This window comes from Singulisphaera photorubra, assembly GCF_045290345.1.
GTDB lineage: Bacteria > Planctomycetota > Planctomycetia > Isosphaerales > Isosphaeraceae > Singulisphaera.
This window is the reverse complement of sequence record NZ_CP155447.1, coordinates 8,151,733-8,166,524: the sequence shown is the minus strand read 5'-3', so window position 1 is coordinate 8,166,524 and position 14,792 is coordinate 8,151,733. Positions and strand designations below refer to the sequence as shown.

General features: G+C 61.1%; 15 protein-coding genes. 5 read left to right on the top strand and 10 right to left on the bottom strand.

What is annotated here, in order from left to right; genetic code table 11:
* Nucleotides 1–31: 31 nt before the first annotated feature.
* From V5E97_RS30725 to V5E97_RS30705, 5 genes are all read right to left on the bottom strand, one after another.
* On the bottom strand, nt 32–526 hold the full coding sequence (locus V5E97_RS30725; protein ID WP_406695369.1) for a hypothetical protein: 495 nt from the start codon (nt 524–526) through the stop codon (nt 32–34).
* Nucleotides 527–636: 110 nt separating this feature from the next.
* Nucleotides 637–1,146, bottom strand: a complete 510-nt coding sequence (locus V5E97_RS30720; protein WP_406695368.1) for a helix-turn-helix domain-containing protein — start codon at nt 1,144–1,146, stop codon at nt 637–639.
* A 563-nt stretch (nt 1,147–1,709) separates the two neighbouring features.
* Entirely contained in the window at nt 1,710–1,970 is a 261-nt protein-coding gene (locus V5E97_RS30715) for a hypothetical protein (protein ID WP_406695367.1), read from the bottom strand.
* Between the two features lie 41 nt (nt 1,971–2,011).
* Entirely contained in the window at nt 2,012–2,431 is a 420-nt protein-coding gene (arfB, locus tag V5E97_RS30710) for an alternative ribosome rescue aminoacyl-tRNA hydrolase ArfB (protein ID WP_406695366.1), read from the bottom strand.
* Between the two features lie 298 nt (nt 2,432–2,729).
* A complete protein-coding gene (locus V5E97_RS30705) occupies nt 2,730–4,331 on the bottom strand; it encodes a hypothetical protein (RefSeq protein ID WP_406695365.1) in 1,602 nt (533 codons plus the stop codon).
* Between the two features lie 276 nt (nt 4,332–4,607).
* Here V5E97_RS30705 and V5E97_RS30700 point away from each other — a divergent pair, with 276 nt between their 5' ends.
* Nucleotides 4,608–5,462 (top strand): hypothetical protein, encoded by an 855-nt coding sequence (locus V5E97_RS30700; protein WP_406695364.1) that lies wholly within the window; start codon nt 4,608–4,610, stop codon nt 5,460–5,462.
* A gap of 378 nt (nt 5,463–5,840) precedes the next feature.
* Nucleotides 5,841–6,521, top strand: coding sequence for a hypothetical protein (locus V5E97_RS30695; RefSeq protein ID WP_406695363.1), 681 nt, complete (start codon nt 5,841–5,843; stop codon nt 6,519–6,521).
* A gap of 65 nt (nt 6,522–6,586) precedes the next feature.
* Here V5E97_RS30695 and V5E97_RS30690 read toward each other — a convergent pair whose 3' ends face one another.
* The 4 genes from V5E97_RS30690 to V5E97_RS30675 all read right to left on the bottom strand — a co-directional run bounded on the left by V5E97_RS30690 (nt 6,587) and on the right by V5E97_RS30675 (nt 10,689).
* Nucleotides 6,587–7,753 (bottom strand): HlyD family secretion protein, encoded by a 1,167-nt coding sequence (locus tag V5E97_RS30690; protein WP_406695362.1) that lies wholly within the window; start codon nt 7,751–7,753, stop codon nt 6,587–6,589.
* A gap of 42 nt (nt 7,754–7,795) precedes the next feature.
* Nucleotides 7,796–8,548, bottom strand: coding sequence for an ABC transporter ATP-binding protein (locus tag V5E97_RS30685; RefSeq protein ID WP_406695361.1), 753 nt, complete (start codon nt 8,546–8,548; stop codon nt 7,796–7,798).
* Nucleotides 8,549–8,798: 250 nt separating this feature from the next.
* On the bottom strand, nt 8,799–9,986 hold the full coding sequence (locus tag V5E97_RS30680) for an ABC transporter permease (RefSeq protein ID WP_406695360.1): 1,188 nt from the start codon (nt 9,984–9,986) through the stop codon (nt 8,799–8,801).
* Complete coding sequence (locus tag V5E97_RS30675; RefSeq protein ID WP_406695359.1) at nt 9,952–10,689, bottom strand: CerR family C-terminal domain-containing protein; 738 nt, start codon at nt 10,687–10,689, stop codon at nt 9,952–9,954. The genes V5E97_RS30680 and V5E97_RS30675 overlap by 35 nt, the downstream gene beginning before the upstream one ends.
* 392 nt (nt 10,690–11,081) lie before the next feature.
* On the opposite strand from V5E97_RS30675, the gene V5E97_RS30670 reads away from it, so the two are divergent.
* Complete coding sequence (locus V5E97_RS30670) at nt 11,082–11,912, top strand: hypothetical protein (protein WP_406695358.1); 831 nt, start codon at nt 11,082–11,084, stop codon at nt 11,910–11,912.
* A 148-nt stretch (nt 11,913–12,060) separates the two neighbouring features.
* On the opposite strand, the gene ispH is transcribed toward V5E97_RS30670, so the two are convergent.
* Nucleotides 12,061–13,020 (bottom strand): 4-hydroxy-3-methylbut-2-enyl diphosphate reductase, encoded by a 960-nt coding sequence (ispH, locus tag V5E97_RS30665; RefSeq protein ID WP_406695357.1) that lies wholly within the window; start codon nt 13,018–13,020, stop codon nt 12,061–12,063.
* Nucleotides 13,021–13,264: 244 nt separating this feature from the next.
* Between ispH and pyrR the strand changes: the two genes are divergently transcribed.
* Entirely contained in the window at nt 13,265–13,750 is a 486-nt protein-coding gene (gene pyrR / locus V5E97_RS30660) for a bifunctional pyr operon transcriptional regulator/uracil phosphoribosyltransferase PyrR (protein ID WP_406701245.1), read from the top strand.
* Between the two features lie 46 nt (nt 13,751–13,796).
* Nucleotides 13,797–14,792, top strand: coding sequence for an aspartate carbamoyltransferase catalytic subunit (locus V5E97_RS30655; RefSeq protein ID WP_406695356.1), 996 nt, complete (start codon nt 13,797–13,799; stop codon nt 14,790–14,792).

Below are 14,792 nucleotides of genomic sequence, written 5' to 3'. Positions count from 1 at the left end.
CCAGGAGGCATGAAGCCGGAACGACGACTGCTCAGTTCTGGTCGATCCAATTGGTCGCCTTGGGCCACCAGGGCGGATTCTTCATTTGCCGCGGCCCATTCACGTCCGTCGCCTGAGTCGGATAGATCACCGGGCTCAGGCTGGGAAGGTTCGGCGTTGAGAACGACGTCCCCTCGTTGAGCATGGAACGACCGTCGTAGCCGCGGCTGTAGCTCAAGACGGGCGCAGTGGTCGCACGGAGCGACGAGAGCGGCCCGTAGATGTCCATGGACGTGTCGCCGAACGAGTCGGCCGGCGAATATCCGCCGCCGAGTGGGAAATTGCCGCGCACGGTCATCACGGGAGTGGGAGTAAACGTCCCGAGCGGAGCGGTGGACCGGGGAACGGCAACCGGAGCGACGGTGGCAATCACCACCCTCTCACGTCTTTGGTACGGCCAACCCGCCTCAGCGCGAGTGGCGTTCCAGGCGAACAGACCTAGGATCGCCAGACAGACTCTCCCCCGAACCGACGAAAGGCCACTCATGTTGACTCCTCAAGGTGTCGCTCAGTCGTTCGCTCCGCGGACCGCGAGTCGGCCACGCAACGACGTACCTTGAGGAATTCTACCCTCTTTTTTTGAGGACTGAGCCGAATTCAACCAACATGCCGAGAGGAGGGGAGCAATCGATAGGACTCCTCGATGATTCGAGCAATCCCTTCGCCGAGATTGGATGAGAGCAGTTCATGAAGCTTCCAAGCAAGTTCGCGTTCACGAACTGAGAGGTAGCTCTCTTGGGGGGCACTCACCAGAGGGGTGGATTCGACCCCGAAGCGCGACCCGTCGAGATTTTCAATCGTGGGTGCGGTGCGAGTGCTCGGGATGGTCAGGGGACCTCCCTCCGTGGGCAGCCACTCGGAATTGGCTCGTGCCGGCTTCGCGGCAACCGCCACGATCGCCGCTGCGTCGCCATGGCCCAGCAGGATCTCCATCGACACGTCCAGAGCGAGGGCGATTCGCCTCAACGTCCCGGCCCGCGGCAATTCCGTCTTGCCACTCTCAATCTGATAAAGTGCGGTCCGCGAAATTGCGGCGCGGCTTGCCAACTCGTCGGGCCCCCACCCCTTAGAATAGCGATGGTCCCGGACTCGCTGAGCTAACGACATCTTAAGCAACCTCGCTTCGGGTAAATACGATTAAGCTGCGGTAGGGCACCATTCGGAGGCGATCCATCGCCGCCGGCGAAGCCGAGGTCGGTGGGGCGTCCACTCGAATGTCGAAGTATCCATTTCATTGATTCATCAGTAAGCTGTCGAAAATTTACAAAACCTTTGTTTCCACGTCAACAATTCCTTTCGTACAAACGGCGCAATCTTATTCTGCGTACTACATGACCGGCAAATCTCGAAGAGTCTTCCGAAATGCTAATCCCAGCAGTTAGCGCCTCATAGGGTGACTAATCCACTCACTCATTGAATCGGATCGCGAGCGAACCGTTCATGTCGAGTGGATCGTCGTCTGAAGAGGCTCGACCCAGCCTCCAGGGAGCGGCGCTGGCGACCGAGAAGCGTGGCGCAGCACCAAGAGATCGTCAGCTTGGCTGACCATTCCCCAAGGGACTGCGGGCATCCCCTCTTCATTCCGGATTTGGGGGCAAGTGCGGGCGGGGCGCCCGCGCTCCCCAACGGAGAAAGCCAAGTGACGGCGCGACGGGACGTCGGCGTTTGGCTCACGACTTGGTTTCAAGTTCCTTCAGAACACCCGCGAGCAACGAAGGATCACGTTTAAGAAGTAAGTGTTCGACACGGGTAGCGGGGAACTCCAGCTTCGTCAGGCTTTCGCCCACCTGCTTCCAGAGGCGGTCGCACTTCTTGCCTTCGGCGAGGTAAATCTCGGTGACCAGTTCACCGAGACGCTGCACCTGAAGAGAGGAGAAGTTATTGTAATATCGCTTGATGATCTTCTGTTGGTACGGCGAGTGATCGGCCATCGTCGAGGCATCCTGAATGCATGGAATTGAGGGACGGGGTGTCAGTCCGTTTCGGGCTTGCGGCGCAATTGCTTGGTGGCAGAGCGTCGCCCCTTCGCTTCCACCCGGCGGAGCTTCGACGCATGGGTCGGTCGGCTCGGGCGGCGGATCTTGGGGGGGGTCGCGGCGGCGAGGACCAGTTCACGCACCTTGGCGAGACAGTCGGCGAGGTTTCTGGACTGGTCACGGGTTCGCTGCGAACTGACCAGCAGTTCGCCCTCGCGCGTGAGCCGGTTGGCCAGAGCCGAGAGGAGCCGCGCCCGAACCGGTTCGGGAAGGCTCGGACTCGTCGCCGGAGTCCAGCGGAGGAGCACCTTCGAGTTCACCTTGTTGACGTTCTGCCCTCCGGGACCACCCGAGCGCGAAACGTCAAAGTGAAACTCGGCCAGGGGGATCGAGATCCGGTCGTTGATCCTGAGCATGGTCGCTCGATCCAAATGTTGCGCGGGGAAACCTGAGGCGTTGAGACAATGCCTCGCAGGCTTCATGTCCATTGTAGCGAAAGCAATGGAAGTGGCCAGGCAGGTTGGGCCAGCCGGGCGAAGCAGCCTGGCCGCGACTGCCGTCACTCAGTCCCTCCGCTCGCAAGGCAAGGCCAGTCAAGACCTGAGGTTACGAGTCGATGGGAACGGAAAGACCGACGGCCTTGCTTTCGAAACGAGAACCGCCCCGCCGCGGCGTCAGACGCCATCGGCGGGGCGGAACGGAAACGCGGGAAGCTTAGCTGCTCGAACCCGTGCTCGAGGTCATATCCATGCCCGCATGAGAATCGACGTATGCGTCCATGCTGGATTGGAGTTTCGTGGAAATCATCGCGTTGGAACGCTGTCCGGCGTTGACAGGACTCTGTCGACGGCGGATCGAGACGACCTGGGGAGCCGCGGCCTGGGCTGGCGCGACCCGAGCGGTGCGGACCTGGATCGCGGCCGGACCGCTGGGAACCCGGGTCGAGGCCGCTGCGACGCTACCGTTAAACGCCGTTCTCCGCTGGAGCGTCGAGAGCGGAGTTTGGAGCCGGTTCGGATTCGCGGCCTGGCGGCCCTGGGCCTGGGCAACCTCCGAGGGGGAGTAGAAACTGGCGTCGCGATTGAAGACCCGCATCGAGGTCACAAACGTCTGGCCGTTCTTCAGCGAGCCCATGATGGGGGCTTCGATGATCCCCGGCGGCAGTTTGACGTCCGTGCCCCTGAAGACGAAGGTCTGGTCGAGGAACTGGTCGCCGTTGACCTTCCGGAAGAACGTGAAGACCGGGCTTGCGCCACCGAACGTCACGGTCGCCGGGTCAATTTGAGTGACGTCGAATCCGGAGGTGCCCAGCACCGAGACTCGGATGTCGGTCGGATGCGCCGTGTTGATATGGTTGTTCTGGTGCGGGTTGATCACCACCGGCGGCGAGACCGGCGGGCAGACCGGCGGCGGCGGGCAGACCGGCGGCGGCGGCACGATCGTGTTCTCGAACGGCACGGGCACCTGCGGGAAGAACGCCTCGCCGATGCCGTCGTCGTCGCCCGACCCGGCGAAGGCACCAAAGCTGATCACTTTATCGGGGGTAAGTGTCTGGCCAGTCTCCTGGAGATAGAGCGCCGAGAAGTTGTTGATCGCGAATTCGAGGTTTGGGTGAACTGGGGAATTCACCTTGTACACATTGCCCGTAAATTGGGGCAATTGCGTGCCAAAACCAGGGTTGGTCGGAGGCGCATTCGTGTTGACGATTGCCTGGGCAACCTGGTATTGTTTTGGCGTTCTCGTATCATTATCTGCATACCCCGCCACGATGTCGGCGTAGCCATCCTGGTCGAGGTCGAGGAAGGCCCCCATAAACTCCGATCCGCCGAAATCCGGAGAATCGATAAATGAGAGTCCGAGGTTGTCAACAATCGTTTGCACTTCAGGACTAATGGTTCCATCATCGCCGTTGTCGTCGGCATCGCCGGCGATGACCGAGTGAGTGGAGGTCGGGGTGGCCTTGGGCTGATCCAGGCCAATGCTCAGAACGTCATCGCTCGCCGAATACGAGACTCGGATTCCGCTGAGCGAGAAGCCGGAGACGTTGATGGCGGACGGCGGAGGATTAGGGGGGCTCGTGTAAATGGCCGGAACCCCAGCGGTTGCACTGGGTGCGGTAGCTGGGATAACTACAACGCCTGGCACTTGCGTAGCGGGAAAATCGATTGCAACGTTTCCGGTGAAGTTCACGCTAAGTAGTTGTCGATGATCGAGTTGTTCCATCGACACGGCGGCGGCCCGTTTGGTGGTCTTGAGACCACCGGGACGACGCCGCCACGATTGAACGGCATGGAGTAGCCTGGAGATCAGTGACATCGCGCCATCGTCCTTTCTAACAGGCCGGCGTCCCCTTCGGACGCGGACCAACATGGAAGGGTGACTCGGTTCTCGGTTCAGGAGCGACCGAAGGATCGAGACAGCCTAGCGGTGCGAAGAAACCTGCCTGCCGGAACATACTGCGGATTAACCGACCTCCGTCGGAGAGACTGCTGTGGTTCTGGGGGCGTTACCAGTCCCCCAGGTCATCGCGTGCCTCCAGCACGCGACGGTTGACGCGGGACGAAATACCATTTCGTGGAAGGAGTCTCGTAAATGGTGAGCCGCAACGCGCTCCGTTGGACCCTGGCGACGCTCGCTCTGCTCGGAGCAAGCTCCGTGTCGGCAGGTCCAATCAATTTCACAGGGTTCGTCGAGAACGACTTCAATTCGGAGGATGACTCCGTCAAGGTTATCCAGGGCGCGCCCGACCCTCTTAATCGAATCGTGCAAATGCCCGAGATGACCGCACAAGGGATCATCAACGGCTATGCGTTGAAGGACATGCGGTTGAGCTACGACTACCAGTCGGACAGGCTCTACGTTGGCCTCAACACTTACAGCATCGCCGGCAACGCCATCGGTAATGGGGGCGCCGATCTGGCGAATCGCCTGAACCAACTTGGTGGCGTGGACCCCGCAAATCTCGGTGGTAATAAGTCGATTACCGTGGGGATCGCGGGAAAGAACCTCAATGACAGCCTCAAGCCGGGTTCGACCGTCCTCCTGGCGGGTGTTCCCGCCGACAAGGCATACGCCGGATCCGGGCTGAATGGCTTCACCGTCACCAGCTACGTAAACCGGGGGGGTATCCAGAACAGCTACGGGTCGCAGTTGCCGAATCATCAGGGGACCCTGGCCTTCAGTCCGTCGGCGGCTCACCCCGGCTTTGAATTCACCATCGAAAACTTCAGCAAGATCTCGCCCAACCTGCTCGACCCCGCGCAGGGCTTCTGGATCCGGGCGTACCTGGGATCTCCGAACGACAACCCGATTGGTGAAGAGTCGACCGCCTATATGTTCGTGCCGTCCTTCGGCCCGCAGGTTCCCGAGCCCGCGACATTGCTGTCGTGGACCGTTGTTGCCGCCGCGGCAGGCGCGCTTCGGCTTCGACGCCGACGCGTAGCTTGACCGGTATGTGATCGATTCCTTGATCATTGATGCATCCCAACACAAGACGGTAACCCTTCCCAAGGGTTACCGTCTTGAACATCGGCCTTGCCCACCCCGCGAATGACGCTCTTTTTCCCCTCTTCTCAGAGACCCCACGCTACGGACCTCAGACACTGACTTTCTTCCGTGGATCGCCCTGTCGGCAGGGTTTCGCCTACCGGCCCGGTAAACCCTGAGGATCACGAAGACCGTTTGCACTGAGAAACTTTTCCGGCCCCATTCCACGCCCCCCGAACGTGATCCAGCCGCTTGCAATTCGTGCCTCCGATCCGCTAAGCTGCGCTTCTCCCCCCGTCAGGTGAATGTCGAGACGTGAACCGACCGGGAAACCGCATCATGAGAGCCCTACCGACCACGCACGTCCTGTTCTTCTCCCTCTTCGCGGCCGTGGCAATCGCCCACGGGAGTGACGACGACCGCAAAGCGCCCCAACCTGACGCTTCCACGCTGAAAAATGAGGACAGCAAGGAAGAGCGTCTTTCGATGACCTCGCCAGTGGCCTGCCGGTCGATCGAGGGGTTCGAGGACTTCGAACGCCTGCCCGGCGCAGCCCTGACCGCCGACGAGAAGCTTCTCATCTACTACCACCCGCTCAACTACCGCATCGTCAAGACGGGCAACTCGAACCACATCCACCTGACCCAGGCCGGTCAGATCCGCCGCCGCGGAGAAAAGGCGGTTCTGCTTCGCAAGGAGAACCTGCTCGACTTCGAGCTCAAGGTCGATTTTCCGCCGAACCCGATTTACTTGAAGAACATCGTTTCGCTGAAGGGATTGAAGCCCGGCGAGTACGACTACGACCTGATCCTCCGCGACAAACACGCGCCGACCCAGCTCGCCAAGGACACGCTCCCCTTCCGGATCGTGGCCCCCGCGTTCCCGAAGGATGAGGAAACGGCCAAGTCCGCGGACCAGCGTTCGAGTGCGCGCACCAAATCACGTTCCCGGCTTCGTAAAGCCTCGCATGCCAGGGCCAAACGCCCCACACGGCGGTCGCGGCGATCCCCGGGGCAGTAAGTGACGTGCAGCCCACCCCGAAATTCCCAACGAGCGAGCCACCCGCCCCGAGGTCGCAATTCCATTCAACGCAACGGCTTTGCTGGCTTCGAGGGCCGCTCGGTCGACGCAGGCACTGGGGCATCGTCAAACGGCAGGGATGCGCCCGGACCGGCTTCGAGTGAGAGACCTTGGGGGGCCGTCGCCGCCTTGAGATAGACGTCCATCTGCTCGCCGACGTAAAGGTCGACCGGCCGGTCATCGGGCAGGGCATACACCACTTGCAGGACCCGCGTATCGACTCGCTCGGAATTCGAGCCGGTCAAGCTCTGCTTGGGAACCACATAAGGTTCAACATACATAAAAGTCAGGTTAAATCGCACCAACGGGCGGCCCTTGAGCGTCGCGATCGCCTCGGCATTTTTCTCGAAGTACGGGAGATCATTTTCGTCGATGTCAACCCGGACGTGAAGCCGGTCCACATCGCCGAGGACCACCATCGGTTCCTTCCAGGTCATCGCCGCGAATTGGCCCAGGCGAACGTTGAGTTGAAGCACCCGGCCGTCAGCCAACGCCCGCACCGTGAGTCGGTCGAGCTCAATCTTGATACTCTCGACCTGGCTCTCCGCCTGGGCCACGGCGGCCGCGGCAACGTCGAGATCTTCTTTCCAGGTCCCGGCCAAGAGCCGCTCCAGGTCTGCCTTTGTCTTGGCGGCGGTCGCCTTCGCAGCGTAGAAGTTGAATCGATCCTTGTCGTAGTCGCTGGCGGCGATCATCTGGCGGTTGAAGAGTTTTTCGGTCCGAGCGACCGCCGCCTCGGCGTCGGCGAGCTTCGCCTTCGATTCTTCGAAGGCCGCCTTCAACGGAGGCACATCCTCGGGGCGAGGCGCGGCCTGCAATTTGTGGAGTTGGGCCTGGGAGGCCGCTAACTCCGCTTCACGAACCTTCAGTTGCGCCTTGAGATCCCGTTCGTCAATCCGGAAGAGAGGATCCCCCTTCTTGACGTAATCTCCCTTTTTAACGTAAATCTCCCAGACGACGCCGGGGACATTCGTCCCGATCGGGATGTTCTCCTTCTGAGCCTCGATCAGCCCCGCGCCGGCGATGAGCTTCACCTTCGTCGTCGGTCGCGATGGTGGCGGAATCATTGGGGTCACCAGCTCGGTCGACTGCCGAGCTTGGACCACGGTGTAGTAGACCGCGAAGCTGACACCCCCAAGAGCCACAAGCGGCAACACATATTTATTGAACATGACTGTCTGATTCCTATGCGAAGGGGGGGGGGGAGGAGCCGTTCAGGCGGCCGACTCACTGGTCTGATCGATGATCTCGACGATCACGCCGTCATCCATCCGGGCAATTCGCTCTCCGAAGTGGAAGACACGGTTGTCGTGGGTCACGACGACGACGGCGCGGTCGGACCGAACGGCCGCCTCGCGCAGCAATTCCATGACGGTCAAGCCGGTCTCGTGATCGAGCGCCGCGGTCGGTTCGTCACACACCAGGAGACGAGGCTCATGGACCAGGGCTCGCGAGATGGCGACCCGTTGCTGCTGTCCCCCGGAAAGCTGTGAGGGCAGGCTCTCGGTCTTCTTGGACATGCCGATCGAACTCAGGACGTCCCGGGCCCGCTGAACGGCCTTCTCTTTCCGCCAACCGGCGATCACGAGCGGGATCGCCGCATTCTCGGCTGCCGTCAGAGCAGGCAGGAGGTTGTACTGCTGGAACACAAATCCGATATTCTCCGCGCGAAACCGCGTCTTCTGGCGGTCTCGCATTGACGTCACCTCATTGCCAAAAATGTTCACTTCGCCTTGATCACAATCGAGGATCCCGGCAATGACCGACAGCAAGGTCGTCTTACCACAACCAGACGGACCGACGATCATTGACATTTGCCCTTTGTACACATCCCAGTCGACCCCTCGGAGCGCGAGGACCCTTTGGTCGCCAGCTCCAAAGTGCTTGGTGACCCCTCGGATTCGCACCGCGACCTCGAGTCCCGGCCGCGCAGAACGATCGCTCACGGTGGTCGCGACTGGGTTCATTCCGGTCTCCTTATGTTTTCAATGATCCGCGACAAGGCAAAAGAACCGAGGATTCTTGCGGTTTCCGCGTCGGGTTGGTTTGCAGCAACCCGGCCGTAATTGCTTCGGCGACGGCGCGAGTCCGACGAATGGCCCTTGGGCCGAGGGGAATACGGCCGAGCCGGCCGTGTGACGGATTCGACCAGGCCGGAAATCCATCGAGCTACTCGTCCAGTCGCGGAGCGTTGTTTTTTCCCCATTTCCTCAAACGTCAACCGCGGAACACGACAGCCGGTTCCAGCACAATCACCCGCCGAACGCTCACCAAACTGGCCAGGATGCAGATTAAAACAACCGCCACAGCCGTGATCGGCAAGATCGGCCAGTAGGGAAAGAAGGCGAGCTCGGTTCCCTCGTTGACCATCCCGAACAATGCTCCGAGCCCGACGCCAATGCCGTACCCCAGCAGGCCGACCACCGTCGCCTGAAGCAGGATCATTTTGACGATCCGGATGTTGGTCGCCCCCATCGCTTTCAACGCACCAAATTGTTTCAAATTCTCAAGTGTGAAGTTGTAGAATGTCTGGCCGGCGATCGCCGTCCCGACCAGGAATCCGAGCGCCGCGGTAATGCCGAAGTTGATCGGAATCCCGGTGTACTTGAAGTAGTACCCCATGGTCTTCCAGATAAACTGCTCACTCGTCAGGGCGCCGAGACCGGTCTGCCGGCGAATCTGCTCGGCGACCACTTCAGGCTGTCGCCCAGGCTCGGTCTTGGCCAGCACGTACGAAAGGATCTTCCGCTCCTGGGGCGCAAACAGCTTGGCACGTGAATAAGTCGTGTAGACCACTGGATTTGACTGAAACGTTCGCGTGGCCTCGCAGACCCCGACGATGATTGCCCGGTGGTCGTTCATCTCGAGTTCTTTGCCGACGAACCACTCGTAGTTCTCGTAGGTCTCTTTGGACTGATTGGGGAAGAGCTTGGGAAGGCGATTCTTGTCGATGATGATGGCATCGGGCCGGCGAAGCGCCTGGCGACTGCCCGCGAGGATTCGACTCGGCGGGGGAGCACCCACCATGGACGAGTCATCAAGACCGATCAAAATAACCTGCTCGATCACCTCCTGCTTCTTGCCGGTCCGATCGTACGAGTTGAGCTTAGCACGCGCCTGGCCCTTGTAGAGCGGAACCGCCCAGAGAACGCCGTCGACGCCGCGGACCCGGTAGAGATTGTTCTCGATCATCGGCTTGACGTCGTCAATGAACCGGACATTCGGGTCCATCACCCAAAGGTCGGCTCCCGTGATATCAATGATCTGGCCGGCAGTCCGGCGCATCAGGCCACAGAAGATCGAGCCCTGCTGCATAATCAGGAGCGCCGAGAAGGTTAGCCCCATGACGATGCCCAGAAACTTCGCTCGGTCACCCATCAACATCTTCAACGCGATCCAGGACATCGCCATTCTCCTCTTCGTGCCCTCGTGACAGGGCCGTCAACGCCCCGAGATCGTCTCGCTGTTTCGACTCTCCTGCCTGGTTCAGTGGCGCGACCAGCCCCAGTGCAGCCAGACAAAAGGTGGCGATATGCTCGCTCAAATATTCGAGGTCGAGTGCCTCAAAGGCCTCGGTCCCGATCAATCGCTCGGAAACCGCGCGGGCCGTCTTGTAGTGGAGACACTGGCCAATCACGCTGAAGGCGAGGGCGTGAAGCCGTCGCTCATCCGCATCGCCACAAACCTTGCGCAAGATCCCCAGTAACCGCTCGAACCGGGGCCGGATCGCCTCACGAACCAGGACTTCCGACGCCGAGGTGGGCTCGAGCATTTCCCGGAGGATCAGCGTGTGATGCCACTTCGGATGCCCCCGAAGCGCCATGACATGGCTCAAGAAATGGTGAATATGACGACGGAGTTGCTCGGCCGGTTCCCCTTGCTGGAAGACCGAATCGGGCAACATCTCGCTGCCACACCGGTGCGCCTCCAGAACCGCCTCCGTATACAAACGCTCTTTATCGCCAAAGTGGTAATTGATTGCCGCGAGATTCACGCCCGCCCGTCGACAGATCGAACGGACACGCGCCGAGTCAAACCCCTTCTCGGCAAACTCTTCGCCGGCCGCTTCGAGCAACCGCGCCTTGGTCTGGTCGGGAATTGCCATCATCACCTCACTCTAAAACGACTGTTTCAAACAGCCGTTTGAAACAAGTTTATGGGCCGCTCCCCAAAAGCGTCAAGGCCATTTGATACGACCGACGGGTTCGCGTGGTTTTTACGCTCACAGGGCCAACCACGGGGTGGCTGAGTCGGCGTCCCGTACGGATAGTCACCACACCAAGGCCAAGTCCAGGGGGAATGCGAGCCAGCGGGGCGGAGCGGCTCGGTTTCGGGGGGAGCTGCGAGACGATCTCGCTGGGGCGAGCTGGATCGAGCGATTCCGAATGGATTGGGTTATTGCTTGGCGGAAGTGATCGACTCGCTTAGAATGATGACGAAAGCCAGCCGCAACTTGACTGACGCCTTTCGTCGATTGCCCCCACCAAGTCGAGTCACCCCATGGACCAGGAACGCGAACAACATCGACGGACCTACCAGCTCTGCCGCCTCGGATTCGGGATGCTCTCGTTCGCGCTTTTGGTGGCCTGCGCGACCATGATCTTGGGGCTTGTCGGGCTCTTTTTCCGTCCCGGGGCGATCCTCTGGATCTTCCGGACGCGGTTGTGGCACTGGTGCGATGTGCCGGTCGTCTGGGGGAGCCTGCTGGGGACGTACTTGCTCTGGGGCCGTTGGTCCGACACGGGTTGGCAACGCCGGAGCGGCCTGCTCCTGCTCATGTGCAGTTGCGACGCGTTCCTCTGGTTTCTCGAACACGGGGGCGAGCTCGGCCTCCGGCTCAGTGAGGTCGGGCACGAGTGGCTGCGGATGGAAATCGGACAGGCGCTGGGTTGGGCTCAATTCGCACTGATCGCGAGCCTCTCCTGCGATTTGATGGCTCATCTCGGGGTCGAACAGGCGCCGGAGGCCGGAAAATCAACGCGTTCTCTGGCCGCCACGGGGGCCGTGGTCTGGTTCTTCTACTTTCTCGAGCAGACCAATTGGCAAGCCTGGCCCTTGCGCCAGAGGCAGTTGGACTCACTCGAGTCGCTGCTCCTCTTCCTCGGCTTCAACATGATCTCCACGATCACCCTGATCCAGGTCACCGCGCTCTCGGTAGCGACGACCCGGCAGGCCGGCCGGATGGTGGCGGAAATGGACCATGAGGACCAGGAAAACGACCTTTTCCGGGCCCCTTCGGAAACCGATTTCGATCTCCTCTCGGTGCAGCACGCCGAACCGTCCTCGGGCCGAGAGGGATCGGACTACCGAGGCAATAACAACGATTTCTGAGAGCCGGCCGTCGCTGCAGGAATCAGCGAGGGCCGGCCGCCGAGCCGCTCTGCACCGGCCGGGCCCCGAAAAAAAAATCTAAAGAACCCCCAACCGGCGGTCTCCCAAGAGACGGAACGCCGGTTCCAGCAACTTCTCGGCCTTGGCCTCAATCCGAGCCCGCCAGGGAAACCGTGGCCGGGAGTAGTTCGCGAAGCGACTTGGGCAGAGGGAAGTGGACATTCTCCTCGCGGACCCATTCCTCTTGAATCGTCGCCCCGTAGGTCCGCTGGAGGTATTCGATACACTCCTGCACCACGTCTTCCGGCGCACTCGCGCCAGCCGTGATCAAGACGGACTCAACGCCCTCGAACCACTCGGGACTCATCTCCGCCACACCGTCAATCAAGTGCGAGTGCGGACCGAGCCCCTTGGCGATCTCGGCGAGCCGTTTGCTGTTCGAGCTGTTCTGGCTGCCCAGTACCAACACGACATCCGCCCGCTGCGCCAGCTCTCGGACCGCTTCTTGGCGGTTCTGAGTCGCGTAACAAATATCGTCCTTGGGAGGATTGGCGATCTGCGGAAACTTGCTCCGCAACGCCAAGATCACCCGATTCGCGTCGTCAACGCTCAGGGTCGTCTGAGTAAGATAGGCAACCCTCGAGGGATCAGGAACTTCCAGGCGTTCGACATCCTCGGCCGTTTCGACCAGGATCATACGATCGGGGGCTTCGCCCATGGTTCCGATAACCTCATCGTGACCTTCGTGGCCGATGAGGATGATCGTGTAACCTTCCCGGGCGTACTTGACGGCTTCGAGGTGAACTTTTGTGACGAGCGGGCAGGTGGCATCGATCGCACGGAGGTTGCGTTGGCGCGCCTGCTCGCGAATCTGGGGCGAGACGCCGTGAGCGCTGTAGAGTAGGGGGGCACCCTCGGGGACTTGTTCCAGCGATTCGACGAAGACTGTGCCTCGACGGAGAAACCGTTCGACAACGTACTTGTTGTGAACGATTTCGTGGTAAACGTAGAGCGGGGCACCGAAAAAATCGAGAGCGCGCTCGAGGCTTTCGATGGCCATGTTAACCCCGGCGCAAAAACCGCGGGGATTGGCCAGAATGATCTTCATCGCGGGAAATCCTCCGGCGGGATCGAATCCATGATGTTCCTATCCTAAGCGTTTGCCGGCCGGACGAAAAGACGGACAATGCTGGGGCAGTTTCGCCGGAAGGCCCGTCTGCTTGCAAGGCCTTGGGTGGATTGCTACGATCCGGATCGGGCTTGGACGTTCAACCGCACTCGAGAGACCGCCCATGACCGAGCGAGAATCAGGTCTCCGCGACGGCCAAGGGCTGGCGGAACTCCTGAACGAGATGGCGGGGCGGATCGCCAAAGATCGATGCACCGGAGTGCCGTTGCGTCTGGTCGGAATCCGGACTCGCGGCGTGACGATCGCCGAACGGCTCGCCCTGCTCCTGGCCGCCCTCGTCGGGCAAGAGGTGCCGGTGGGCGCTGTCGATATCACGCTCTATCGCGACGACCTGGGCCAAGGGGAACGCTGGCCGGTCCTCCGAGGCACCGAGATCCCGTTTGACGTGGAAGGCGCCGAAATCGTCCTGGTGGATGACGTCCTCTTCACGGGCCGGACGGTCCGTGCAGCGCTCAACGCAGTCTGCGACCTGGGTCGGCCCGCTTGCGTCCGGCTGGCGGTGCTGGTCGATCGAGGCCACCGCGAGATCCCGATCCAGCCCGATGTCGTCGGCCTGACGGTCCCAACCGATCGGAGCGAGCGCGTCCGGGTCCGCGCCACACCGATCGATCCGATCGATGAAATCGTTCGGATCGCTGCTCAAAACTGACAACCATTGCCGAACCCCCTCAGGGGAGATCGACCAGATCAGATCTATGGAACCGCACGCCTCGTCGACATCGCCGACGGCCTGGACCCGCAAGCACCTGCTCGGGCTCGAAGACCTCACGCGCGAAGAGATTGTGGCGATCCTCGATACGGCCGACTCGTTTGCGGAAATCTCGCAACGCAGCCGTAAGAAGGTCCCGGCGCTCCAGGGGCGCATCGTCTTCAATCTCTTCTTTGAGAACTCAACCCGCACACGGACCAGCTTTAGCCTCGCCGCCAAGCGGCTCTCCGCCGACACCCAAGACTTCACCGCCAGTTCGTCGAGCCTCTCCAAAGGGGAGACGTTCATCGATACGGCCAGGAACATCGAGGCGATGGGGGCCGACCTCATGGTCGTTCGCCACTCCACCCCAGGCGCCCCTCACCTGCTGGCCCAGCACGTCAACTGCTCGATCATCAATGCGGGAGACGGGGCCCACGAGCATCCCACGCAAGGGCTGCTCGACCTGATGACCATCCGCCGCGCCAAGGGGAAGATCGAAGGGCTCACGGTCGCCCTGGTGGGGGATATCAGCCACTCACGGGTCGCCCGGTCGAACCTCTGGGGCCTCACCAAGCTGGGCGCTCGCGTCATCCTTTGCGGTCCGCCGACCTTGGTGCCCAAGAGCATGGAGCAGCTCGGCTGTGAGGTCGCCTATCACCTCGACGACGTCTTGCCCCACTGTGACGTTGTCAACGTGCTCCGGATCCAATTGGAGCGGCAGGCGAAAGCCCTCTTTCCCTCGATCTCGGAATACTCGCAACTCTACGGCATGACGCAGGAGCGGGTCCTCAAGGGAAAAGAGAACCTGCTCGTCCTGGCCCCCGGCCCGATCAACCGCGGCGTCGAACTGACCCCGGAAGTCGCCGACGGCCCGAATTCGGCCATCCTCGACCAGGTCACCAACGGGCTGGCCGTCCGCATGGCCGCACTCTATCTCCTGAGCGGGAAGATGGAGTCCAAAGGCAGCGCGAGTGACTCATCAACGGAAAGGGATACCTGA